The organism is Mangrovimonas xylaniphaga (assembly GCF_001280435.1).
GTDB classification, from domain to species: Bacteria; Bacteroidota; Bacteroidia; order Flavobacteriales; family Flavobacteriaceae; genus Mangrovimonas_A; species Mangrovimonas_A xylaniphaga.
On the sequence record NZ_LBIP01000016.1, the window covers coordinates 54,417 to 79,144 of the forward strand.

A 24,728-nucleotide genomic window follows, 5' to 3' on the forward strand; every position below is an offset into this window, starting at 1 on the left:
AATTTAATGAAACTAAACTCAGTACTTTTTATTCTTATAATTTCAATTAGTTGTAGTGGATTAAAACATAAAACTGAGATAGATAAAACGTATCCCGAGATAATCAGTCAAAAATTCAAAAACACTGATTCCTTAGAAATCGAAATAATATACAAACAATTATCAGGATGCGTCGATTTAAATTATGGTCGAATCTATATAACACAACGGAACAAAAAAATGTTTTTTTATCATTCATCAACGAATGAGGAATCTGAAACCGAGCATTTCTCAGGGTCTATTAATGGATTGATTGATTTAGTTATTGCTTTTGAAAGTGAAGCCAAAGAATCGAATTCAGGATGTGGCGGATATGCCGGTGGTACAGGATATGAAATAGATTTAAAAATAAATAATGAAGAAACAAAATTTGGATTTTGTAAAGAAGTTTATGATGGCTTGAACAAGTTAGTTAACCAAATAAAAGTATTGAAACAAATAAACTAATATCAACACCATGTCCCTTTATTGTTTTGAGGTTTCCTCTTAATCAAATTAAACAAAACCATTGCCTGCTATTAAAATCATCAATATGAAAAACACAGTCTACTACTTCTTTTTAATAGCATTTCTTACTGCATGTCAAAACAATGTAAAAGAAAACAAGCAAGAGCATGTTAAGCCTAAGATTGAAGATAGGTATCAACCTCAGGAATATGTCAAGCTCACTCATCCAGAATGGTCAAAGAATGCCGTGATCTATCAATTAAACACAAGACAGTTTACGGACGAGGGTACCTTTGAATCGGCTCAAAAGCAACTGCCTCGTTTAAAGGAATTAGGGGTAGATATTATTTGGTTAATGCCCATCCATCCCATTGGTGTCAAAAACAGAAAGGGAACTTTAGGCAGTCCGTATTCGGTAAAAGATTATTATGGCGTCAACCCTGAATTTGGCGATTTACAGGACTTAAAAAACTTTGTTGATGATGCCCATAAACAAGGCATGTATGTCATTCTAGATTGGGTTGCCAATCACACGGCTTGGGATAATACTTGGGTGGTAGAGCACCCCGATTGGTATGAGAAAGATTATAAGGGAGATTTTAGACCTACCCCATGGTGGAATTGGGACGATATCATTGATCTAAATTATAACAATCCCGAGGTTAGAAAAAACATGACAGGCGCTTTGAAATACTGGGTTAAGGAAGCTGATATTGATGGCTACCGTTGTGATGTTGCTGGTTTTGTACCTGTAGAGTTCTGGAATAATGCCCGTGAGGAGCTCGATGCCATAAAACCCGTTTTTATGCTGGCCGAATGGGAATTTAGAGATTTACATGCCAAAGCCTTTGACATGACCTATGCTTGGAGCTGGAATGAAACTGTCCATAAGATCTGTACCGGAAAAGCAGATGTTAATGGCCTGTATATTTACTATTCTTGGAATGAATGTGCCTTTCCTCAAAATAGTATGCGCATGACCTTTGTAAGTAACCACGATAAGAATGCTTGGGAAGGTACCATGTGGGAGCAATTTGGAGACGGTTTGGAAGCTGCAATTGTACTTTCTGTTGTTGGGGAAGGAATGCCCTTGATATATAACGGTCAGGAAGCAGGAAACAAAAAGAGATTGGCATTTTTTGAAAAGGATCCTATTCAATGGCGAGAACACTATATAGGCGATTTATACAAGAAATTGTTTGCGCTAATGAAAACCAACACGGCTTTATGGCATGCCAAATGGGGCACAACCATGATAAAAGTTCCCAACAATGCAGAAAGTGAAGTTTTTAGTTTTGTTAGGCAAAATGACAAGGATAAAGTTTTTGCCGTTTTTAATTTTTCAGAAAACAAAAGGACTGTAGAGTTTAAGGAATCTTTGTGTTATGGGAACTATAAAGACTTCATTTCAAATGAACCTGTGGAACTCAATAAAAACACCAAAATTGAAATGGATCCATGGGCTTTTAAGGTTTTTGTGAAATAGTACAAAATAATGGCAGGCAGCACTATTTAGAGTACTTTGCTTTCAGTTTTCAGTCTATACTTTGTTTGTTTCTATCGGAAATCACTACTCGATTTTCAAGTTAACTTCCTTTAACTATCTTTAAAGCCACCAATACCGCAATGGTGGTATTATAAAGACTTTTACCAACCATAATGAAGAATTTTATATTCCTACTTTTTATTTCAATAACAATTATTTCCTGCAATACAAAAAGTCAATTGGAAGGAATATGGCTTGGAGCTTACCGGATACATCACTCTGGTGAAACTCCAACTATTACACCATTCAACTCGATTCTTGATTTCTCCTCAAATAAGGTTATCATAAGAAATATCGATTACCACATATTTAAGAATGTGGATACTAAAACTATTGAAAACTTCACTCTTGAAAATGAACTATTAATAATTGGAAATGATACCTTAAATGTAAAAAACGTATCTAAAGACAGTTTGGTTTTTAGTTATTATGCAGATTATGAAAGAGATATTATTTTCAAAAAACTTAAACCAAAAACTCAAAAGAAACTGCCTCAAATAGCCAATAAAGCTTTTGAACTTGCAGGACCAAATTATCTGGATTCATTAGACTTTTTAAATGATTCAGCTTTGCTCCATCTGGGAAATAATTACAATAATGATAATAGGGTTTCCAATTGGACTTTATACACTTATAAGTCTTTCAATTTTCTAATACTTGATGATTTTAAATCAACAACTTTTCTAATTGAGGAATATAATAATCAAGAAATAAACCTTAAACTTTTCGGACCAAGAATTAAAAACTTTAAACTAACCAAAATTAACAACTTAACAAAAGATATTAATCTATCAGGATATTGGGTAAGCCCTTTTGATGATAACAATAACCTTCCTGTTCCTCCTCCTTATCCAAGCCCGGAAGACTCTATTGATAGTCAGTTATATTTGAAGTTTGAAAAGGACTCGCTTTTTATAAAGCAATATAACGAAATCAAAGTCATGGAGTGGAAACTTAATTCCACCAATAGGTTTATCTATTTCCCTCTTAATGAAGACTCCATAAATGAAATATGGAAAATAATCTATTTAGACAGTGACAAACTAGAAATTGAGGAGCTCCATAAATTTTACTCTCCAAATGAAATCAAAAAGAGAACTTTCAAAAAAATGAAAAACGGTTGGTAACAAAGGGTAATTCATCAATTTAAGTTTTGCTTTGCCAGTTATCACTTCGAGTTCCTAACCTAACAGAAAATCCTAGAACTTTTGCTATCTTGAGATCTAACTCACAAATCCTAAAAGATTTCCCAATCACAAAACCATAAACACCCCATTAGGAATCATTTAAAACCAACCAAATGATAGGAATTTTAGTTGCAATTGCCGTTTCGTGGATGCTTTTATATCTCATTGAGAGGCAGAGTATCCTAGCCTTAGGAATTCTGCCCTTGGCAAAAAGGCTAAAACAATTCTCAATGGGGTTTTTAGTCACTGGAATACTTTGTGTTCTTGTGCAATATCTTGAGGCTTATTTAAAAGCTTCGAATTGGGTTTTGAATGATACCATTACTACCAGAATTGTTTTCAACTCATTTTGGTGGGATTTTAAATCGGTGTTGACAGAAGAGCTGATGTTTAGAGGCGCCCTACTCTATATTCTCATCTACAAAATAGGCCCAAGAAAAAGTATTTTGATTTCCGCAATGGCGTTTGGAGTCTATCATTGGTTCTCATATGGTGTTTTAGGAAATGTCATGGCAATGATTTTGGTATTTATCGGAACTGGATTAATGGGCTACGCGTGGGCCTGGGCCTTTGCCAAAACCAAATCTATAATGTTACCCTTTGGACTTCATTTGGGATGGAATTTTGTTTACAACACCTTATTTTCAAAAGGGCCCTTGGGAGACTTAGTCCTGATTTCTCAGGGCGGGAAAGAGTTGACCGATTGGGCTTCATTATTGAATTTTACAACTGGTTTGATTATTGTGCCTCTTTTAGTGCTCATATATGTAAGGTATTTTGTAAAAAAGGAATCGGATATCTCAGCAACGATATAAAAACTATTGCTTATAAAGGCATATCTCATTGTTCATGCTTTAGCTGAAAATTCTCGTACTTTTACTTTCTTGATTTATTAACTCGAAAATCCTATTGGATTTTGCTTTCGCAAGTTCCAACTTTGGGCCCATTGCGCGACAGAAAATCCTCTCAGTTTTATTACCTTTACTCCTACAGCAACTAAAGCAAGTGAATTTTGAAGTGTCACAACCAAAAAAGCCCCTAATCCCAACCATGGAAAACCTTAATAGATATTCACAAAGTGCCTTTAAATATGGTATTATTGGACTGTTGCTATTAATCAACGTATTCCTTTATTCATCTCTATTTCAAAAAATTCAATATTCACTTGAAAGTAATTTTAAAATTTTTGACGAAATTATTGGTGTCTTATCACTAACAACAATTATTATTGGCATTATAGGGTTTATTAAATCAATGAAGGGACTAAAAGAACCCAATACTCCCAAAAAAATCATAGGGTTAATCATCAATTCTGGCATCACTATTCTTTTCATAGCAATAATTATTACTGTCATAGCCAGACTAACAATGTATTTTGATAGCATACAATAGCCAACCTTTTTCAAAATGCAATAGGTATTGCTTTAGATTTCCTTATCGGAAAAGCACGTGCAACTTCTAAAGTTACTTTCCTTTCCCTATCTTTAAAGCTATCAATTCCACAAAACATTGAAACTATAATGAACGGCCCTGACAAAGACCTAAAATTTCCCCTTGAAAATTATGATAGACTTTGCTTTTTAAAGAACATTATCAAAAATCCGAATATCATTGTAGGCGATTACACCTATTATGACGACTTTGAAAATGTTGACAATTTTGAGAGGAACGTCAAATACCTTTTTGATTTTACAGGCGATAAATTAATAATTGGCAAGTTCTGCATGATTGCTTCTGGGGTATCCTTTATCATGAATGGCGCCAACCATCTCACTAATTCAATTTCATCGTATCCCTTTGCCATTTTCGGAAATGGTTGGGAAAAAGCCATGGAAGGAAAAACATATCCCTATAAAGGCGATGTAATCATTGGAAACGATGTTTGGATTGGGCATAACGCCACAATTATGGCGGGTGTTACCATTGGGGACGGCGCTATTATAGGCGCAAATTCCACAGTAGTTAAGGACGTGGCGCCCTACTCTATTGTAGGTGGCAATCCTGCCAAAGAAATAAGGAAACGATTTGACGAAAACACCATAAAGAAGCTTTTGGAATTGCAGTGGTGGCATTGGGACATAGAAAAAATCACCCAGAACATTCAAAAATTGACCTCCAATAGCCTAGATGAATTATAGATAGGCAACCTTCAAAAGACTTGCAGTCAGTCTATGGGCAAAGTCCTTATTCTTTTTAGCACATCACAATACTTACAAAAAAAACACAACTAACTAAAAAACAATTATTTACATTTCAAATCACAATGTTTTTCTTTAGATTTTTCATATTTTTATAGGAACTAAAGTACAAAACATGCCAAACCAAAATTACTCCATTGTTCTTTTAGTACTATTCCTTTTTGGCTGCAAACATGAAGTGGAAAAGCCCATCGCACAGGCGGCTCCCATAAGCGTGATACAGCTAAAAACCGAAACAGTGCCCATTTACAAAGATTTTGTAGGACAGGTATTTGGCATCAAGGATATTCCCATCCGTGCGCGTGTGGACGGCTTTTTGGAAGGCATACATTTTGAAGAAGGCAATCGGGTGGAAAAAGGAGAACTTCTTTACAGTATCGATTCCCAAGTTTTTGAAGCCGAAGTTGCCAGAGTCAACAGTGCAGTATCTTCCGCCAAAACACTACTGGCAAAATCCAATAGCGATTATAACAGAATTAAACCATTGGCCGATTTGAATGCCATTAGTAAAAGTGATTTGGATGGAGCCACGGCAAGAAAAGAAGCCGCAGATGCAGAGCTTAAAGCGGCCCTTGCTTCCCTAGAAATTGCAACCATCAATTTAGGGCACTGTAAAATTTATGCTCCAATAAATGGGGTCATTGGAAAAACGTTGGCTCGAGAAGGCGAATATGTTGGGAAACAACCCAACCCTATCATCTTAAATACGGTTTCGGATATTGACACAATAAGAGTGCAGTTCTTTCTCTCGGAAGCAGAATACCTCACATTTATGAAACGCTTATTGGTAAAAAAAGGTGATACCGATAAAAAATTCAAAACTTTGGCAGACAAGCAAATCTTGGAATTGATTCTTTCCGATAATTCCATACATACCCACAAAGGGCACTTGGACTTTATAGACCGCAATATCGACCCTAGTACAGGCTCTATATTGCTTCAAGCCTCATTTCCCAATCCGGATAGACTTATCCGTCCTGGGCAATTCACTAAGGTAAGGGCCTTGGTCAACATGCGGGAGAATTCCATTTTAGTTCCTCAAAAGGCCGTCCAGGAAATTCAAGGACAATATATGGTGTTTGTGGTGGGTAATGATGGCATTGTGCAAATACGAAATATCGAAGTGTTTAAAAATTATAAGGATTATTACATTGTTGAAAAAGGACTTGAGCCCGGTGAACAAATTGTGGTTGACGAAGTTCAAAAAGTAAAATCCAAAATGAAAGTTGCCCCCAAATTAGTTCAGTATCAAAGCAAGGTAGAAAACTAATATCCAATTTTATGTCCGATTCAAAGGGTAACTTATTTGTACGTCGACCCGTATTAGCAATGGTAATTGCCATCATCATTACGCTAGTTGGCGCTATTACCTTAACAGGACTCCCTGTTGAACAATACCCTAGTCTGAGTCCACCACAAGTGGTTGTGAGAGCCAAATATCCTGGCGCCAACGCCATAGACATCGAAGAATCGGTAGCCACACCTCTAGAGCAACAAATTAATGGGGTGGACAATATGCTTTATATGCTGTCTACAAATTCCAATGATGGTACTATGGCCATTAGGGTATCGTTTGATGTGGGAACAGATCCAGATATGAATGCGGTTTTGGTCCAAAACAGAGCTGCCGCGGCTACGGCCAGATTACCAGAATCGGTCAAGCAATTAGGAGTTACCACCAAAAAGGCCATGTCTAATGTAATGATGGTGGTTACACTTGCCTCCGACGGCAGTTTTGACCAAGAATTTCTGGGGAACTATGCGTTGATAAACCTTAGGGACGAACTTTTAAGACTTCCCGGCGTTGGGGATGTTACCGTGTTTGGCTCCGATTATTCCATGCGGATTTGGGTGAAACCGGACAGGCTTTCCCAATTGGGAGTGACGGTACCGGAAATTGTCAAAGCCATTAATGAACAAAATGTCTTGGTACCAGGAGGCCAATTGGGAGCAGAACCAGCGCCTCAAGGCACCGAATTCACCTATACCGTTAGAATGCCCTCTCGGTTTAATTCCGAAGAAGAATTTGGAAATATCATTGTTCGGGAAAAACCCGATGGCTCCGAAATAAAAATAAAGGACATCGCAGAGGTTGAATTGGGCATTGAAAAATACAATGCTTTCACCCGATTAAATAAAGAAGTCTGTACCGTGATTGCCATATACCAAGCGCCAGGATCCAACGCTTTGGAAGTTGCCAATGGCATAAAAGAAGCCATGGCCTTTATGAGCACACGATTTCCCGAGGGCATCTCCTATGACATTTCCTTAGACACCACTTTGGCCATTACTGCAGGAATTGATGACATTATTGAAACCTTAATCATTGCCTTAATCTTGGTAATATTCGTGGTGTTTTTATTCCTTCAGGACTGGCGAGCCACCCTCATCCCTTGTCTCGCGATTCCTGTGTCGCTTATAGGCGCTTTTATATTCTTTCCAATGCTAGGATTTACCATTAATGTCCTATCGCTGTTGGGCTTGGTCTTGGCCATTGGTATCGTGGTGGACGATGCCATTATTGTGGTGGAAGCGGTACAAGTAAACATTGAAAGAGGCATGCAACCCAAAGAAGCCACTATCGATGCCATGAAAAAGGTTACAGGTCCCGTGATTGCAACCACTTTAATATTGGTAGCTATTTTTATTCCTGTGGCGGGTATGTCCGGTATCACAGGAAAACTCTACCAACAGTTTGCCATTACCATTGCTTTGTCTGTGATTGTATCCTCTGTAAACGCCTTAACCCTATCGCCTGCCCTCTGTAGTTTACTCTTAAAAGAACCCAAGCCTTATAAAGGCGTTTTAGGCAAAATATTTGGAGGGTTCAATAAGTTTATGAAAAAATCTACCGGTGGCTATATGTCCGTGACCAATGTGGTTACAGGTAAGATCAAACGAGGATTGATATTTATAGGAATTTTGATTTTGGGTATGGGAGTCTTATCAAAAGTAGTTCCTATGGGCTTTATCCCTGAAGAGGACATGGGCTACTTTTTTGTGAATATTCAGTTGCCACCTGCAGCCTCTATTCAACGGACCAACGACATCACTAGACAAGTAGAAGATTTGTTAGTAGCCAAAGAAGATGTGCAATATGTTACCAATGTAACGGGCTACAGTTTGCTGTCTACCTCTTTTTTAAATAATTCGGCAGTGATGTTCGTGAAACTAAAAGATTGGGATGAACGGAGTATTACTGCCAAAGCGTTTGTTGAAAACATCAATCAAGAGCTCCTAAAAATACCGGGCAGTATCAATTTGGCCTTTGGTCCTCCTCCTATTCCCGGTTTGGGCAAGGGATCAGGATTCAGCATTATGATACAGGACCGAGGAGGCAATACTCCAAAATATCTAGCCGAACAAGCCAATATATTTACGCAAAAAGCTATGGAACGCCCTGAAATAGGAAGAGCCTTCACCCCTTTCAATGCTTCGGTACCCCAGCGTTTATTGGAAATCAACAAAGAAAAGGCCCTTAAACTAGGCATCCCTTTAAATGACATCTATGCCACTGTTGGTGCCTATATGGGAGGGACCTATGTTAATGATTTCAACAGATTTGGAAGGCTCTATAAAACTTATATACAAGCCAAACCTGAATACCGTCAGGATGAATCGGGGTTGAATAGTTTCTTTCTGAAAAACAGGAATGGCGATATGGTTCCCATGTCTACCTTCATTGACATGGAACATATTTCAGGACCAGATTACACCAATCGTTTCAACCTGTTTAGATCTATTGAGGTCTCTGGAGCAGCGGCCGCTGGCTATAGTACCACGCAAGCTTTGGACGCTCTAGAGGAAGTAGCTGCAGAAGTATTACCCAGCGATGTAGGCTATTCGTGGAATGGGCTTTCCTATCAAGAGAAAAAGGCCTCTGGAGGTTTGCTGCCCATATTGGGACTTTCCATGATTTTCGTCTTTCTAATTCTCTCTGCGCAATACGAAAGTTGGTCCCTACCCATAAGTGTTTTGGCAGGAACTCCCTTTGCCATTTTTGGAGCATTTCTGGGATTGTACATTGCTAGGTTCCTATCCCCTTCTTTTGAAAACAATGTGTTTGCCCAAGTGTCCTTCGTCATGCTTATTGGTATGGCAGCCAAAAATGCGATTCTTATTGTTGAGTTTGCTACGGAAGAATTCCACAACGGAAAAAGCTTGTATGATGCAGCCATAATGGCTGCCAAAGAACGTTTTAGACCCATTCTCATGACGGCCTTTGCCTTTATTTTCGGGATATTCCCTTTGGTCATTGCCACGGGATCCGGAGCTGAAGCACGAAAAGTAATGGGAATGACCTTATTGGGAGGCATGGTTGTAGCCACCTTCGTTGGTGTTTTTCTATATCCCATGTTATTTGTATTTGTAGGCAAACTATTTGGTTATGAGAAAAAACGCTTGAAAGAGGCGACTTCGGAATCTATAGAAAATAAAGAGGAATGACACGCAAACTCATAAAATATAGCCTCTTTGTTACGCTGATTTCAGCCATTTACTCCTGTGCCGTTGGACCTAATTTTACACCTCCAAAAGTTAACGAACCTGTTGATTTCAGGTTTAATGTTCAACAGGATACGGTTATCAATCTAAATTGGTGGGAACTTTTTAAAGACCCTGTCCTAGACTCCTTGATTACAGCCGCCTTGGAAAATAACAGAGATGTATTAATTGCCAGTAGCAGGATAGAACAGGCTCGGGCTGTACTGGGCGTCAGTAAAGCCGATTTTGGACCGGCCATAGGCTATTCAGGGAACCTAACACCTACCAATTACCCTCAATACGTCACGGTTGATGAGGTAACAGGCAACTATTCCTTTCAAACATTCCTGAACTGGGAAATTGATGTATGGGGCCGCATAAGACGTAGCAATGAATCTGCTCGAGCAAATTTGTTGTCTCTGGCCTATGCAAAAAGAGCCACGCAACTAAGTTTGATCAGTGAGGTTGCCTCCAGCTATTATGATTTGTTGGATTACCGTACCCGATTGGTCATTGCCCAAAATACCTTTAAGGTTAGGGACAGCGCCTTGACCATTATTAAATTGCGCTACGAAAAGGGCATTATCCCGCTATTGGATGTCAATCAAGCTGAAGTTCAGAGTGCCACTGCAGAAGTGGCCATTCCTCTCTATCAGCGACAAATTGCCCGTACAGAGCACCGATTAAAATTACTTTTAGGCAATTATCCCGGCCCAGTACCCAGCCCTGCAACCCTCATAGAAAAAAAATTGCCCGATTCACTACCTGCCGGGCTCCCCTCAGACTTGCTATTGCGACGTCCAGATATCATCGCCTCCCAATATGACTATTGGTCGCAACATGCCAAAATAGGAGTCGCCGAAGCCCTACGCTTTCCTACGATAAGTTTGACAGGCGTTTTAGGTTATGGAAGTCCAGAGTTGTCCAATATCATTTCCAATGGGTTGGGATGGGGTGTACAAGGTAGTCTTGTAGGACCTCTTTTTGAATGGGGCAAAAACAAAAGGAGAGTTGATATTGAAAGAGAAGGTGCTAAGCAGGCTTTATTCGCTTATGAAAATACGGTATTGAATGCCTTTAGGGAAGTAGATGATGCCTTGATTACTGTCCAAACCCTTAAGGAAGAACTAAAAATAAAAGAGTTCCGATACAAAGCAGCTGAAAGTGCCAGCTATCTTTCTAGCTTAAGATATGACAAAGGAGTCACAAGTTATTTGGAAGTTATAGAAAATCAAAGGCAAACCTTTGCAGCCAAACTGGAATATTCACAAACCTATAAAGAGGTATTTTTGGCATACATAACACTTTACAAAGCTTTAGGAGGCGGTTGGATTAGTGAAAGTGAACGCGAAGCATATGCAAAGGCCTATGAAGAGCAACTAAATTTAGAAGACAATAGTGTTAGAAGGGACACCCTTATTTACAAAGGACAACTAAATGATTTAAAAACCACTAACAAAAAGTAATTTTGAAGCAATATCATTTACAATTGTTCCTAAAGGGATAATCTGTCTTAATAAGCCTTCCTCCCCTTTAATTGTAATACAAAATCCAATTGGGATAGTCGATATGATGAGAAAAGGACTTGTTTAAAAATGAAAATTCTTCCGCTACTGGTTTCTTTCTTCTTACCAACATATATGTATTACCATTGGCGCACATTGGCGCCAAACGAAAGACATCATTTTCATTCTTTAAATCCACTAAACCATTTTTCCATTCCTCACTGTGTTGAAACTGCAAATCCCTTTCGGAAGTATTATGATCGTAATGAAGTGTAATAGTTTTAAGATTGGAATAAAAGGGTGCCGAAGACAACAAATAATCATAAACCAAAATGGTATCCTTATCATTCCTGCTTTGATCCAATTCATTTATTTTCGCTAACATGGGCTTGACACTATTGGACAAATGCGGATTTTGCATCAACACTACTTGAGCCATGGCGAGTGTAGAAATGATAAATACCATAAACTGTAATACCAATTTCGTTTGAGGCGCGTTTCTAAAAACATAAGCTACTATACTTGCCAGTAGTATCACGGCCAACACCAATGCCCTTAATATTCCTGAAGATGCAATGAAATTAGGTTTGAGCCAACTTAGCAGAATGGGTACTAACGCCACAAGTAAGGTAATCCCTAAAACCACATTCATCAAAACCCTTACGTTTAGTTTAGAAATCCTTGTGAGTTGATGCCCTATCAGTAGTGCCAACATCCAAAACATGGGCAATAGATACATCAACAGCTTAGTTTTAAAAAGTGAAAAAACCACAAAAACCAAAACCGATGCCATCAATAGCGCTTTGTCGCTAGTTTGAATTTCAAATTCCTTCAAAATTTTTCTATTTCTAAAAATCAGTAGTAAAACCCATGGCAACAACAAGCCCAATACCACAGGAATATAGAACCAAAAAGGCTTGCCTCTATTGAATGAATCCGAACTAATGCGATGCGCCAATTGATCTACCACAAAATAATCCAATAGTTTCGAATCTTCCAGTATCAAATATATAAACCATCCTGAAGCTAATATTAGAAATAAAAGGAACCCTAAAACATGGTTCCAAGTCAATTTCAATCCCATTTTCTGGGAATAGCAAAACAAGACTACAAAGCTGAGGATAAAAATTAGAGATACCGGTCCTTTGGTAACTATAGAAGCCGCCATAGCAATAAAAAAAGCATATAAATAAAGGGGATTTCCCGTTTTAAAATGCTTCAACCAAAAGAAAACCGAAGCCATAATAAAAGTTGTTAGATAGGCATCGGTGGTTAAATTTCTACTTGAAATAAGCACAATGGGAAAAGCTAGATAGGTCAATGCACTTAGAACTCTTACCCGTTTATCATTATACAATAGCTTCCCTAAAAGAAAGACCAAAACTACTTGGCAAATGACCGCTATTTGCAGAAAAAAACGACTACCAAATTCATTGACGCCAAACAGTTTATAGCCTGCTACAGTGATCCAATAGGTCATTGGCGGTTTATGGTAGTGGTAAATTCCCAACAATTGCGGATGCAAAAAATCGCCACTAACTAACATTTCGCGACTTATTTCGGCATAACGGGCTTCACTGGTTTCGGCCAAGGGATATTTGCTGGAAGTTAACAGCAAAACAAATAGAAGCACTGCCAAGCTTCCCAATAAAAATTTAGTGTTTACGATATCTATGGATCGTGTAAACCTTTTGATGGTGTCCATTAAAATGATAATTGAAACCAAAGAAGATTGTTGTGAGGTATTTTAGTCCGTAAAATTTCAATTCCTGAAAAATGATTGTCTTCACAGTCAAAATTCACACCAACCTATATGGAATTGGTCGTTTATTCTCTGTTCAAATAACGTAGTTGTTGTGAGAGAAATTACCAAAATGATGTCCAGACTAATTATATTGGACCTATTGGACGTTTTGCTGAAGGGAGTTTTTGTATTCCGAAGGGGTTATTCCTTTAATTTTCTTGAATGTAGCATTGAAGGTCGATTTCGAATTAAAGCCCACCTCATTAGCAATGCCCAAGAGTGTTAAATGAGCATACTGGTCATCTTTAAGCCTTTTTATGAACTCCTCAACACGGTATTCATTTATAAAATCCAGAAAACTTTTCTCCAAATGAAGGTTGAGTACTTCTGAGATATATTGACGAGGAATCTGGAGTTCTTCAGACAGCTTATGAATAGACAATTTAGGATCTGTATAGAGTTTGTCCTTTTCCATAGCACTTATTAAAGCTGTTTTATGCCGTTCTATAAGTTTGTCATTAAGATTGGAGGTTTTGTATTTTTTTTGCTTTTCGGTGGGCAACAACTCTTTTGGGGAAGTGATAAAATAAAACGTAATGACATAAAACAAAAAAGCCATGACAATGAGCAAATAACTACTAAAATCGGAATTATTTAAATTGAATATAGGTTCCTTTCCGATGGGCATTAAAAATTCATTGATGTATTTCAAACTTAAAATAAGCACAATTGGAATGGCCGTATACAGTATCCAATTGTTGCTCTTATTCTTAAAAAGGTCGTATAGCATATAAACCAAATAGCTTAAAAAGGATAGTTCTACAACAAACTCCGCTGCTTCCAAAAACACATGCCCTTCAAGACCTATCTTTTCAATTATTTCAATAGTGAAATACAAGAGGTTTGGAATAAAAAAGAGGAGATCTTTCCTATCGAACACTTCCTTGCCCGACTTATAATACCTAAAAAACAGAAATAAAAATGTGATAAAAAGTGAAGCATCAAACAGAAACCAATTTGCCTGTTCCCGAAAGAGATTATTGTCGTCATCACCTATGATAAACAATAGTATTGAAACTATACTTAAACTAAACAACCAGAAAGTAATCCTCCTATATTTTGCTTTATTTTTAAAAAGTACAAAGAGTAAAAATACTCCTTGGAGCAAGGTAATAATTTGGATGGTTGTTAACATTAACTGCTTTTTATATTAAAGATAGCCTTTTATTCCCAAGTAGGAAACCTAAGATCGTTGCTATCAAAAACGCTCCATCAACTAAAAAATTGAGTTTTCATGTGATTTCAAAAAAATTCAGTCCTCCCTAACTGAGCGTTGGAAATAAGCATGAAAAAAGCCGCGAATTATAAATAAGCGGCTTTTTATATGATGATTATACTTTCAATTATTAGCAAAACAAACTAAACTCCTCAGTCTCGCAAGTACAAGCCTCAGCTTTCTTGTCATTTGGATTGGCTTTAGAAAACTTGAAGGTTCCCAAAAACGAATCCCCCTCAACACCTATAGAAAATTTCTCCTTTTTAAAATTAACTTCCACTCGGCAAACATGAACACCACTTGGGTTGGTGAAATACGACATTTTAAAACATTGATAATCCTCACTGCTGTCCTCTTTCAAAAACTCAATATTATCCATTTTTTCGAAATTGCAAATCTTTGAGGTAATTAAATTTAAAAGCGTTGTATCTAAGGTTTTCATAACGATTAGTTAATTTAGGCTGGCAAAAATACATTGAATTAACAAAAGGGCAATGTTAAGTTTACAGGCAGCAGTAAAATTTAATATTGGACCTTGCCCAAAGAAAAAGTAATTTATTTTGAATTGAAGTAGCAAGAAAATTACTTCCCGATACAGAAATTAGCAAAAATATTCCCCAACAACTCATCATTGGTGACTTGTCCAGTTATTTCTCCAAAATGATATAAGGCCTGGCGTATATCAATGGCCAATAAATCACCTGACAAGCCTGTTTCCAAACCGTATTTTACCTTTTGGATTTCTTCAAAAGCTTTTAACAGGGCGTCGTAGTGGCGTGAATTGGTAACGATGGTTTCGTTATTTCGCAACGCTCCTGTATTGATCAAATCGAGAAGGTTTTTGGTCAAGTCTTCCACACCTTCTCCTGTTTTAGCAGACAGCATTTGTATTTCAGGAATTTCCGCTCTCATTTTGGCCTGTTGTTCGGCATCAATTTTATCCACCTTATTGGCTAAAATAATCAACGGTTTTTGTGGATATTTGTTTTTGATTTTTTCAAGTTCCACCTTAAACTTGTCACTTTGTTCTTGGTATTGTGTACTGTCAAACAAATAAATCACCACTTGGGCCTGCTCAATTTTTTCAAAGGTCTTTTTAATCCCTATGCTCTCCACCACGTCTTTCGTATCACGAATTCCAGCCGTGTCAAAAAACCTAAAACCAATCCCGCCAATGGAAATTTCATCTTCAATAGTATCTCTGGTAGTTCCCGCAATGTCACTTACAATAGCACGCTCTTCATTTAAAAGAGCATTTAACAAAGTTGACTTTCCAACGTTAGGCTCTCCAACAATCGCTACAGGAATCCCATTTTTGATCACATTTCCAACGGCAAAGGAATCGATTAGTCGTTTCAATACAAACACAATGCGCTCCACCAATTCCTTAAACTGACTTCTATCCGCAAACTCTACATCTTCTTCCGAAAAATCCAATTCCAATTCAATCAAAGAGGCAAAATTCAAAAGCTCTTCACGAAGTTTAGCAATTTCCGAAGAAAAACCACCACGCATCTGTTGCATGGCTACTTGATGCGATGCTTCGTTGTCACTGGCAATCAAATCGGCTACAGCTTCTGCTTGACTTAAATCGAGTTTACCATTTAAAAAAGCCCTAAGGGTAAACTCTCCCGCATTGGCCATTCTGCAACCTCGACGCAACATTAGTTGGATGATTTCCTGCTGAATGTAGACACTTCCATGACAGGACACTTCAATCACATCTTCACCCGTATAGGAATTTGGATTTTTAAAAATGGTCACCAAAGCTTCATCCACCACTTTTTCATTGTCCACAATATGACCTAGGTGCACCGTATGGGTACGTTGTTTGTATAATTCCTTTCCAGAAACAGAGCGAAACACACCTGAGGCAATATTAATGGCCTCTGGCCCAGATAAACGAATCACCGCAATGGCGCCACTGCCCGAAGGCGTTGCCAAAGCCACTATAGTATCATTATGAGACATGATGGATAATTTTTAAGCAAATGTATTGCAAAATTGCTGTTTCTGCCCAATTGAGCACCATTTCTTTGGGGTTTCACCATAAAAGGGTTGACTTTCTAAAGGCAGACTTCCTATATTTGTGCAACTCAAAAAAATAAATAACAATGAAAAAAATACTTAGTGTATTATCTCTTTCCCTACTTATTACGGCATGTAAATCGCCAGAGAAACACGATGGCTATGTAATTGATGGAACCGCAGACGGTATTACCAATGGCATTAGGGTTTACCTAAATACCATGGACGACCGCGGAAGACCCGTAGCTCAAGATACAGCCGTGGTAATGGATGGTAAATTTAAATTTGAAGGTTCTATTGCCTCTCCAAAACTATGGTTCCTTTCCATTGATAATGTAAATGGCTTAAAACCTATTTTAATGGAGAATGCCCTATTTGAAGCTACTGTTTACAAGGACAGTCTGCATGCCTCCAAAGTAACCGGAAGTCATTCCAACGAAATATTTTCTGATTACAACGAAGCGATGAAAACCATGTCTATGGAGCGTCAAAATATCACTTCCGATTTCAGAAAAGCCAGTCAGGCTAAAGATACTGCAGCCATTGCAAAGGCCAGAAAAGACCTTTCGGAGCTTACCACGAGAATGCAGACATACCCATACGATTTCCTAAAAACGGGAGAACCTTCCTTCTTCTCTTTATTATTAATTGAATCCTTGATTCAAGGAAAAGATAGCGATTTAGCCAAACTTACTGAAGCTTACAATGGCTTAGATGCTGACATCAAAAACTCGGAATACGGTGTAGTTGTTGGTGGAAAAATCAAACAAAAAGAACAAGAGGCTGCTAAAACTGCCTATTTAGAAATTGGAAAACCGGCTCCTGAATTTTCAGCTCCAGATACCAATGGTAATGTGGTTGCTTTAAAAGACCTAAGAGGTAAAGCCACCATTATCGATTTTTGGGCATCTTGGTGTGGTCCTTGTCGTAGAGAAAACCCAAATGTGGTAAAGGTTTATGAAAAATATCATGACAAAGGTCTGGAAATTATTGGCGTATCTTTGGATAAAGAAGGCCAAAAAGACCGTTGGTTACAAGCGATTGAAGCCGACAATTTAACTTGGAACCATGTCTCTAACCTAAAGTATTTCCAGGACCCGGTGGCACAGCAATACAACATCAGATCGATTCCATCAACCTATATTTTGGATGAAAACGGAATTATCGTAGCCAAAAACTTGAGAGGTCCAGCTTTGGAAGCTAAAATTGCAGAGCTTTTGGATTAAGTTCTTTCATGAAACATATACAAACAAAAAAGTCTTCAATATTGAAGACTTTTTTGTTTTATAACTTTCCTGTTTTGTGCATGACATACAAAATAATAATTGGGACTGCCAAAAGCAATACCATCGATAAATTGGTCTGCAATAAATAAGGTGCCAAAATAAGCGTTACCAGATAGCCTCCAACTGCACCACCAAAATGCGCATCGTGACCAATATTACCCACCTTATTTTTCATTCCGTAGATGGAATACAGTAAATACCCAATCCCAAAAAGATAGGCTGGAATTGGAATGGGAATAAAAAACATATACAAACTCATTCCCGGATTCAACAAAATGGCAGAATACAAAATACCGGTTACCGCTCCACTGGCTCCCACAGCACTGTAATAATATTCATCCTTGTGAAAAAACAAAGAAAACAAGCTTCCCAAAATCAAACTACTGATATAAATAATGATAAAATGAAGGTTTCCCAGATAGCTAATTACCACATCGGCAAAAAAGTACAGAGTAAGCATGTTAAACAATAAATGGGCAGTATCCACATGTAAAAACCCAGAACTGAACATCCTGATTTGCTCTCCCCTCTTGATGCCTCCTACATTAAATTTATAGCGTTCAAAAAAGCCGTAATCTCCAAAACCTTTATAAGAAACAATTACATTGGCCGCAATGATAACGATGGTCACTAAACTTAAATCCATAAACTCAAGAGGTATATTTATATTATAGCATATATTTGCTCTTGCAAATCTAATACTAAAAAATGCAATTTCTTGTCTACATTTTGGTTTACCCAATTATCTGGTTCATTTCCAAACTTCCTTTCAGACTCCTTTACGCCCTCTCCGACTGTATTTTCGTTCTGCTATACTACGTTGTGGGCTACCGCAAAAAAGTAGTGAAGGAAAATCTCAATTTGGTATTCCCAAATAAGTCCAAAGAAGAAATCAACACCATTACCAAGAAGTTTTACCATCATTTATGTGATATGATTGTAGAAGCGCTTAAATCCATGTCGATTACTGAAGAAGAAATGAGAAAACGCTTCACCTTTACCAATGTGGACCTAATACAAAATACAGTGGACGATGGAAAAAGTATTGCTTTAATGTGTGCCCATTACGGAAGTTGGGAGTGGATTTTTGTATTGCAAACCTATTGTGATGTCAAGGGATATGCCGTTTACAAACGTTTGGAAAACAAATATTTTGACAAATTGGTCAAAGAAATTAGAGCAAAATACAACAGTTATCTCATCACTACCAAGGAGACCATTCCGGTATTATTGAAAGCAAAAGCTAACAAACAACAAATTATCTGCGGTTTTGTTTCCGATCAAACACCTAAACCTAGCAAAGCCTTCCATTGGGGTGAATTTATGGGGATAAAAGTCCCTATGCACACAGGAGCCGAAATGTTGGCCAAACGTTTAGATCTCGCTGTTGTTTTCTTCAAGGTGAAACGTCTCAAACGTGGGTATTACCAAACCACTTTTGAAACCATTACCCTAAACCCAAAAGAATACGATAATTACGATATTACCGACCATTATTTCAAGTTGGTAGAAGCACAAATCGAAGAAGCCCCAGAATACTACTTGTGGACACATAAGCGTTGGAAACACCGAGACAGTGTCCCTGAGGAATATCAATCCTAAAAATAAAAAGAGCTCCAATTTGGAGCTCTTTCATTTTATATAAGCATCAGCTTTTAGCTATTTGCAATTGCCTTGATTTCAGCAATAAATCTATCGGCTAAAGTATCGGCTTCCTCTTGTGAAGGCGCTTCCGTATAGATTCTAATGATAGGCTCCGTGTTACTTTTTCTTAAATGCACCCATGAGTTGGCAAAGTCGATCTTTACGCCATCAATAGTTGTAATTTTTTCATTGGAATACGTTTCTGCCATAGTTTTCAAAATAGCATCCACATCCAATTCTGGCGTCAACTCTATTTTCTTTTTGCTCATAAAGTAGTTTGGATAAGAGGCTCTCAAAGCGCTAACCGACAGTTTCTTTTCTGCCAACAAACTCAAGAACAAAGCAATCCCCACTAAAGCATCCCTACCATAATGTAGTTCAGGATAAATGATGCCGCCATTACCTTCCCCTCCAATAATAGCATTGTTTTCTTTCATCAATTCCACAACGTTCACTTCCCCAACAGCACTGGCCTCATAAGTCCCACCGTGTTGTTTGGTGATATCGTTCAAGGCACGGGTAGAACTCATATTGCTTACGGTATTACCAGGTGTTTTACCCAACACATAATCGGCACAGGCCACAAGGGTATATTCCTCCCCAAACATCTCGCCTCGCTCATCCATAAAGGCCAAACGGTCTACATCTGGATCTACCACAATACCCAAATCGGCATGTTCTTTTACCACAGCTTCGGAAAGATCGGTTAAATGTTCTTTTAATGGTTCTGGGTTGTGCGGGAAATGCCCATTAGGCTCACAATACAATTTTATGGTTTCCACTCCCAAACGCTCCAACAATAAAGGCACTGCTATTCCTCCCGTTGAATTTACACCATCTACAACCACTTTAAATTTAGCCGCCTTAATAGCATTGGCATCCACCAGATTCAATTTCAAAACTTCATCGATATGCATGTCGATATATGCATCATTTTTAGTGATATACCCTAAACTGTCCACATCGGCAAAAGTCATGCTGTCCTGTTCGGCAATTTCCAAAATTTTAGCGCCTTCAGCACCACTCAAAAATTCACCTTTGGCATTCAATAACTTTAGGGCATTCCATTGTTTTGGGTTATGACTCGCCGTAAGGATGATTCCTCCATCGGCATGTTCCAAAGGCACTGCTACCTCCACCGTTGGGGTGGTTGACAAGCCTAAATCCACCACATGGATCCCAAGCCCTACCAAAGTGTTCATCACCAAATTTTGAATCATGTCTCCCGAAATTCTGGCATCTCTTCCAACTACCACAGTATGCCGATCTTTTTGACGTTGTTGTTTGAGCCAAGTACCATAAGCCGAAGCAAATTTCACAGCGTCAATCGGCGTTAAATTATCACCAACTGAACCGCCGATAGTACCACGAATTCCTGAAATTGATTTTATAAGTGTCATATGTTTGTATTCTTGATTTCAGCAAAGATAACAATTCAAATTCTTAAAACTATCGGCAAAGTATCGCATCTAATTTGTAAATTACCCTAATGAATTTTCTCGCACACATCTATCTCTCTGGAGACGACGAACTTGTCCGTATTGGTAATTTTATGGCTGATGGTATCAAGGGTTCCCAATACAAAAGTTTCCCTACAGATATTCAAATTGGTATTTTACTGCACCGCGAAATCGACACCTTTACAGACTCGCACCCCATTGTGAGACAGAGCACCAAACGCTTGCACCCTAATTACAGCCACTACAGCTCTGTGATTGTGGATATTCTTTATGATCATTTTTTAGCCCGAAATTGGACTCGATATTCCGATACGCCTTTGAGCGTTTATGTAGATGATTTTTATGACAGCCTTTCCAACAATGGAGAATTGCTCACCTCTAGGATAAAGCATTTAACTCCCTATATGATTGCCGATAATTGGCTACTGAGCTATGCCAAAATTGAAGGTATACAGCGGGTTTTGAACGGTATGAACAGACGAACCAACCACAAATCCGGAATGCATACGGCCACCTACGAACTGAAACTATATTACACTGAATTTGAAACTGAATTCACCGAGTTCTTTGAGGAACTTAGGGCTTTTTCCAACAACAAGCTCCATCAATTGAAACAACAATACTATCCTTCTCCATGAAACAACTTTTGCCCTACTTACTCCTTAGTATTTTTATATTTTCCTGTACTAAAGCTTCCAAAAATTCCCCCAATGGACTGATTACCGAAAATGCCATGGTGGTCTCCGCAAGAGAGGAAGCTTCCAAAATTGGTGTAGACATTTTAAGGAATGGCGGTAATGCCTTCGATGCTATGATGGCTACCGAAATGGCTTTGGCGGTCACCTTTCCCTATGCAGGAAATTTAGGTGGTGGCGGGTTTATGGTCTACCGATTGAACAATGGGGAAACAGGTGCTTTGGATTTTCGGGAAAAGGCCCCTTTAGCAGCCTCTAGGGATATGTATTTAGACTCCTTAGGAAACGTTATTCCCAACAAAAGTACAGTTGGTCCATTTGCTGTTGGTGTACCTGGCACTGTTGCGGGTTTGTTTGCCACTTACGAAAAGTTTGGTTCACTTCCTGTAAAAGACATTCTAGCTCCTGTTATTGAATTAGCAAAAAAAGGCTTTAGGGTGACGAAATACCAAGAAGAACGCTTCGATACCTACGACAGTATTTTTAAAGCTGTAAACGGAAAAGACATCTTGTTTTCATCGTCTATTAAAGCTGGAGATACCATTAAAAATATCTCCCTCGCCAAAACTTTGGAACGCATTGCCCAAAATGGCAAAAAAGAATTCTACGAAGGCCAAACTGGGCAGCAACTAGTGAAATATTTGCAGGAAAAGGGAGGCATCATCACCATGGAAGATTTAGCGCTATACGAAGCTAAGTGGCGCGACCCCATTACATTTCAGTATAAAGATTTACAGATTACCTCCATGTCTCCTCCATCTAGTGGTGGTATTTGTCTGGGACAGATCCTGAAAATGGTCGAGCCCTTCGACCTCAAATCTTATGGTCATAATTCTCTAAAAACCATTCAAGTTTTGGTTGAAGCCGAACGACGAGCCTATGCCGATAGAAGTTTCTATTTGGGAGATCCCGATTTTGTTGAGATTCCAACCGAAACGCTTTTGGATACCGACTATTTAAAAGAACGCATGGCCAATTTCTCTTTTGAAACTCCCACCAAATCTGAAGCGCTTTCCTATGGCAATATTGTCGGTTTTGGTAGTAATGAAACCACTCATTATTCTATTGTAGATGCTTTTGGAAATGCAGTATCGGTCACCACTACCCTTAACGGGGCATATGGCTCCAAACTGTATGTGGATGAACTTGGTATTTTCTTAAACAACGAAATGGACGATTTTAGCAGCAAGCCGGGAGTTCCCAACAGCTATGGCCTCTTGGGGGCCGAAGCCAACAGCATAGCACCACAAAAACGGATGCTAAGCGCCATGACTCCAACCATTATAGAAAAAAACGGAAAACTATTTATGGTGTTGGGCACACCAGGAGGCTCCACCATCATTACTTCAGTGTTACAGACTATTTTAAACGTTGAGGAATTTGGCATGGGTATGCAACAGGCTGTAGATGCCCCGCGTTTTCACCACCAATGGTTGCCAGATGAAATTAGAATGGAGGTGAATTTATTTCCAGAATCCCTTAAAAACCAACTCGAAGCCCACGGCTATCCTATCAATGAAACGGCGCCACCAATCTCCGCTAGGGTTGATGCCATTTTAGTCCTTGACAACGGTAATTTGGAAGGCGGAGCCGACCATAGAGGCGACGATACAGCGGCCGGTTATTAATCGATGCATTTGGATGCTGAGCGTATTAATTTAAAACAATCAAAAAAAACTATTACATTTAAAAGAAAACTGCTTCAGAAAAAGTCTTCTAAGTAGGGAATTCCGAGATATGCCTCAAAACCTTAAAATCTCTAGTAAAGATCAAAACCAACGTGTATGCGATTGAGCAAGCCCTTAAAAATAATCTTAGGTGTCATCATCTTTTTTACTTTGCCTAGCCTCTTGCTCTTTGGTTTCGCCTACTTTAAATATGGCGAACCTTTGCCTGTAGCTTCCCCAAGTGAAGCTGCCGATATTATGGCAAAAAATATGTTGGACGCACTTAATTATGAAGCATACAAGCAAACAAACTTTATTGAATGGACCCACAAGAAACGTCGACATTACAAATGGAAAAAAAAGGAAGGCAGTTGTACAGTTTACTGGAAAGACTACAAAGTAGACCTCAACCTTTCCGATTATAGTAAAAGTAAATGCTATGTGCATAATTTCCAGGTTGACGGAGACACCGGCGATGACCTGCTAGAAGACGCTATTTCCTATTTTGAAAATGATTCGTTTTGGTTGGTAGCTCCCTATACCATTTTTGATGAAGGCATTACCAGAAGCATTGTAACTTTAGAAGATGGCAGTAAAGGATTAATGGCCACCTACTCCCCCAAAGAATCCTATGTATGGAAACTGGACAAAAACAACTTCCCCAAAAGCTTAAAAATGTGGACCAAGAAACTTCCTTTTGGAGGTATTGAAATGTCTTGGAAAGATTGGACCACCACCGAAAGTGGGGCCCAATTGCCTACCTTTCATAAATTCTTGGTATTTGGAATCCAACTTAACCATATTACGGCTACCAAATAACCCTACTTGGCAGATTTCTGACCAACGAATTGATGATTCTTCAACTTAAACAACACATTAAAGGTGGTTAAGCTGCCATAAATACGGGTAATGTATTGCTGTAAATCTATCTTTTCACTTTCGTCCAAATTACTACTATTGATCTTTTGTTCCATTACTCGCAAGCGATCACGTACCATAGTGATTTTATGAAAAAAACTATCAATAGGGATTTCCTTACTTTGTAACGAACTATCTTCTGGTTTCAAAATCATAGTTCCTCCCTTCCATTTATCACCAATTGGCACCACTTCGGTCACATCGCTCCAACGTTTCAAAATTTGCACCAAACTACTCTCTACTTCGGCAAAACTAATAGTGTCCACATCATCTTCCATCGCTTCGATAATTTCAAACTCACTATCTAAATCGATAGTTTCCAAACCACTTTCAATAAAAGTCACCCAATAGTGCTTGGAGGTTACGTTGGTCACGACCCCTTTTCCCAATTCTGGATGGTCTATCCTAGACCCTATTCCCAATAATTTCATATGCTTTATTTTTTGACCTATTTTAATAGGTTTTGATTAATTTTTAAATACAGTTGACACATTAACTATGCACCAGCACAAGTATAACAATTTTTGAAGCATTTTCTAAGAGCTTTAAACCTAAATACAGTAGTTTTTCACTGTTTTAATTGGCTTTAAAAACAGAACTTATCTA

At 38.4% G+C, this 24,728-nt stretch carries 20 protein-coding genes; 13 read left to right on the forward strand and 7 right to left on the reverse strand.

Going from position 1 to position 24,728, the window contains the following annotated elements; all coding sequences use genetic code 11:
• The first annotated feature begins 6 nt into the window (after positions 1–6).
• The 8 genes from ZA06_RS09005 to ZA06_RS09045 all read left to right on the forward strand — a co-directional run bounded on the left by ZA06_RS09005 (position 7) and on the right by ZA06_RS09045 (position 11,365).
• A complete protein-coding gene (locus ZA06_RS09005) occupies positions 7–486 on the forward strand; it encodes a hypothetical protein (protein ID WP_053977143.1) in 480 nt (159 codons plus the stop codon).
• Between the two features lie 85 nt (positions 487–571).
• Positions 572–1,972, forward strand: a complete 1,401-nt coding sequence (locus ZA06_RS09010) for an alpha-amylase family glycosyl hydrolase (protein WP_082331998.1) — start codon at positions 572–574, stop codon at positions 1,970–1,972.
• A 173-nt stretch (positions 1,973–2,145) separates the two neighbouring features.
• Positions 2,146–3,159, forward strand: a complete 1,014-nt coding sequence (locus tag ZA06_RS09015) for a hypothetical protein (RefSeq protein WP_053977144.1) — start codon at positions 2,146–2,148, stop codon at positions 3,157–3,159.
• 173 nt (positions 3,160–3,332) lie between these two features.
• Positions 3,333–4,034: a CPBP family intramembrane glutamic endopeptidase gene (locus ZA06_RS09020; protein WP_053977145.1), complete on the forward strand. Its 702-nt coding sequence runs from the start codon at positions 3,333–3,335 to the stop codon at positions 4,032–4,034.
• A gap of 705 nt (positions 4,035–4,739) precedes the next feature.
• The gene (locus ZA06_RS09030; RefSeq protein ID WP_053977147.1) at positions 4,740–5,357 is read left to right on the forward strand and encodes a CatB-related O-acetyltransferase; all 618 of its coding nucleotides are present in this window, start codon (positions 4,740–4,742) and stop codon (positions 5,355–5,357) included.
• Positions 5,358–5,532: 175 nt separating this feature from the next.
• Positions 5,533–6,687 (forward strand): efflux RND transporter periplasmic adaptor subunit, encoded by a 1,155-nt coding sequence (locus tag ZA06_RS09035; RefSeq protein WP_053977148.1) that lies wholly within the window; start codon positions 5,533–5,535, stop codon positions 6,685–6,687.
• Between the two features lie 11 nt (positions 6,688–6,698).
• Complete coding sequence (locus ZA06_RS09040; protein WP_053977149.1) at positions 6,699–9,863, forward strand: efflux RND transporter permease subunit; 3,165 nt, start codon at positions 6,699–6,701, stop codon at positions 9,861–9,863.
• Complete coding sequence (locus ZA06_RS09045; protein ID WP_053977150.1) at positions 9,860–11,365, forward strand: efflux transporter outer membrane subunit; 1,506 nt, start codon at positions 9,860–9,862, stop codon at positions 11,363–11,365. The genes ZA06_RS09040 and ZA06_RS09045 overlap by 4 nt, the downstream gene beginning before the upstream one ends.
• Positions 11,366–11,432: 67 nt before the next feature.
• On the opposite strand, the gene ZA06_RS09050 is transcribed toward ZA06_RS09045, so the two are convergent.
• From ZA06_RS09050 to mnmE, 4 genes are all read right to left on the reverse strand, one after another.
• Positions 11,433–13,109, reverse strand: coding sequence for an ArnT family glycosyltransferase (locus ZA06_RS09050; RefSeq protein WP_053977151.1), 1,677 nt, complete (start codon positions 13,107–13,109; stop codon positions 11,433–11,435).
• A 196-nt stretch (positions 13,110–13,305) separates the two neighbouring features.
• Positions 13,306–14,343, reverse strand: a complete 1,038-nt coding sequence (locus ZA06_RS09055; protein ID WP_053977152.1) for a helix-turn-helix domain-containing protein — start codon at positions 14,341–14,343, stop codon at positions 13,306–13,308.
• 211 nt (positions 14,344–14,554) lie between these two features.
• The gene (locus ZA06_RS09060) at positions 14,555–14,866 is read right to left on the reverse strand and encodes a hypothetical protein (protein ID WP_053977153.1); all 312 of its coding nucleotides are present in this window, start codon (positions 14,864–14,866) and stop codon (positions 14,555–14,557) included.
• A gap of 140 nt (positions 14,867–15,006) precedes the next feature.
• On the reverse strand, positions 15,007–16,395 hold the full coding sequence (gene mnmE, locus ZA06_RS09065; protein WP_053977154.1) for a tRNA uridine-5-carboxymethylaminomethyl(34) synthesis GTPase MnmE: 1,389 nt from the start codon (positions 16,393–16,395) through the stop codon (positions 15,007–15,009).
• Positions 16,396–16,538: 143 nt separating this feature from the next.
• Here mnmE and ZA06_RS09070 point away from each other — a divergent pair, with 143 nt between their 5' ends.
• Positions 16,539–17,678: a TlpA disulfide reductase family protein gene (locus tag ZA06_RS09070; RefSeq protein WP_053977155.1), complete on the forward strand. Its 1,140-nt coding sequence runs from the start codon at positions 16,539–16,541 to the stop codon at positions 17,676–17,678.
• A 58-nt stretch (positions 17,679–17,736) separates the two neighbouring features.
• Here ZA06_RS09070 and ZA06_RS09075 read toward each other — a convergent pair whose 3' ends face one another.
• Positions 17,737–18,384, reverse strand: a complete 648-nt coding sequence (locus ZA06_RS09075) for a rhomboid family intramembrane serine protease (RefSeq protein WP_053977156.1) — start codon at positions 18,382–18,384, stop codon at positions 17,737–17,739.
• A 62-nt stretch (positions 18,385–18,446) separates the two neighbouring features.
• Here ZA06_RS09075 and ZA06_RS09080 point away from each other — a divergent pair, with 62 nt between their 5' ends.
• Positions 18,447–19,340, forward strand: a complete 894-nt coding sequence (locus tag ZA06_RS09080; protein ID WP_053977157.1) for a lysophospholipid acyltransferase family protein — start codon at positions 18,447–18,449, stop codon at positions 19,338–19,340.
• A 53-nt stretch (positions 19,341–19,393) separates the two neighbouring features.
• Here the strand turns inward: ZA06_RS09080 and glmM are convergent, their stop codons facing one another.
• On the reverse strand, positions 19,394–20,782 hold the full coding sequence (gene glmM, locus ZA06_RS09085) for a phosphoglucosamine mutase (RefSeq protein ID WP_053977158.1): 1,389 nt from the start codon (positions 20,780–20,782) through the stop codon (positions 19,394–19,396).
• Positions 20,783–20,871: 89 nt separating this feature from the next.
• Between glmM and ZA06_RS09090 the strand changes: the two genes are divergently transcribed.
• The 3 genes from ZA06_RS09090 to ZA06_RS09100 all read left to right on the forward strand — a co-directional run bounded on the left by ZA06_RS09090 (position 20,872) and on the right by ZA06_RS09100 (position 24,023).
• The gene (locus tag ZA06_RS09090; protein ID WP_053977159.1) at positions 20,872–21,480 is read left to right on the forward strand and encodes an acyl carrier protein phosphodiesterase; all 609 of its coding nucleotides are present in this window, start codon (positions 20,872–20,874) and stop codon (positions 21,478–21,480) included.
• The gene (gene ggt / locus ZA06_RS09095) at positions 21,477–23,165 is read left to right on the forward strand and encodes a gamma-glutamyltransferase (protein ID WP_053977160.1); all 1,689 of its coding nucleotides are present in this window, start codon (positions 21,477–21,479) and stop codon (positions 23,163–23,165) included. Before ZA06_RS09090 ends, ggt begins: the two co-directional genes overlap by 4 nt.
• A gap of 156 nt (positions 23,166–23,321) precedes the next feature.
• On the forward strand, positions 23,322–24,023 hold the full coding sequence (locus ZA06_RS09100; protein WP_053977161.1) for a hypothetical protein: 702 nt from the start codon (positions 23,322–23,324) through the stop codon (positions 24,021–24,023).
• A gap of 2 nt (positions 24,024–24,025) precedes the next feature.
• Here the strand turns inward: ZA06_RS09100 and ZA06_RS09105 are convergent, their stop codons facing one another.
• Positions 24,026–24,553 carry a hypothetical protein gene (locus tag ZA06_RS09105; protein WP_053977162.1) on the reverse strand — a complete coding sequence of 176 codons (528 nt, stop codon included), beginning with the start codon at positions 24,551–24,553 and terminating at the stop codon, positions 24,026–24,028.
• Positions 24,554–24,728 lie beyond the last annotated feature (175 nt).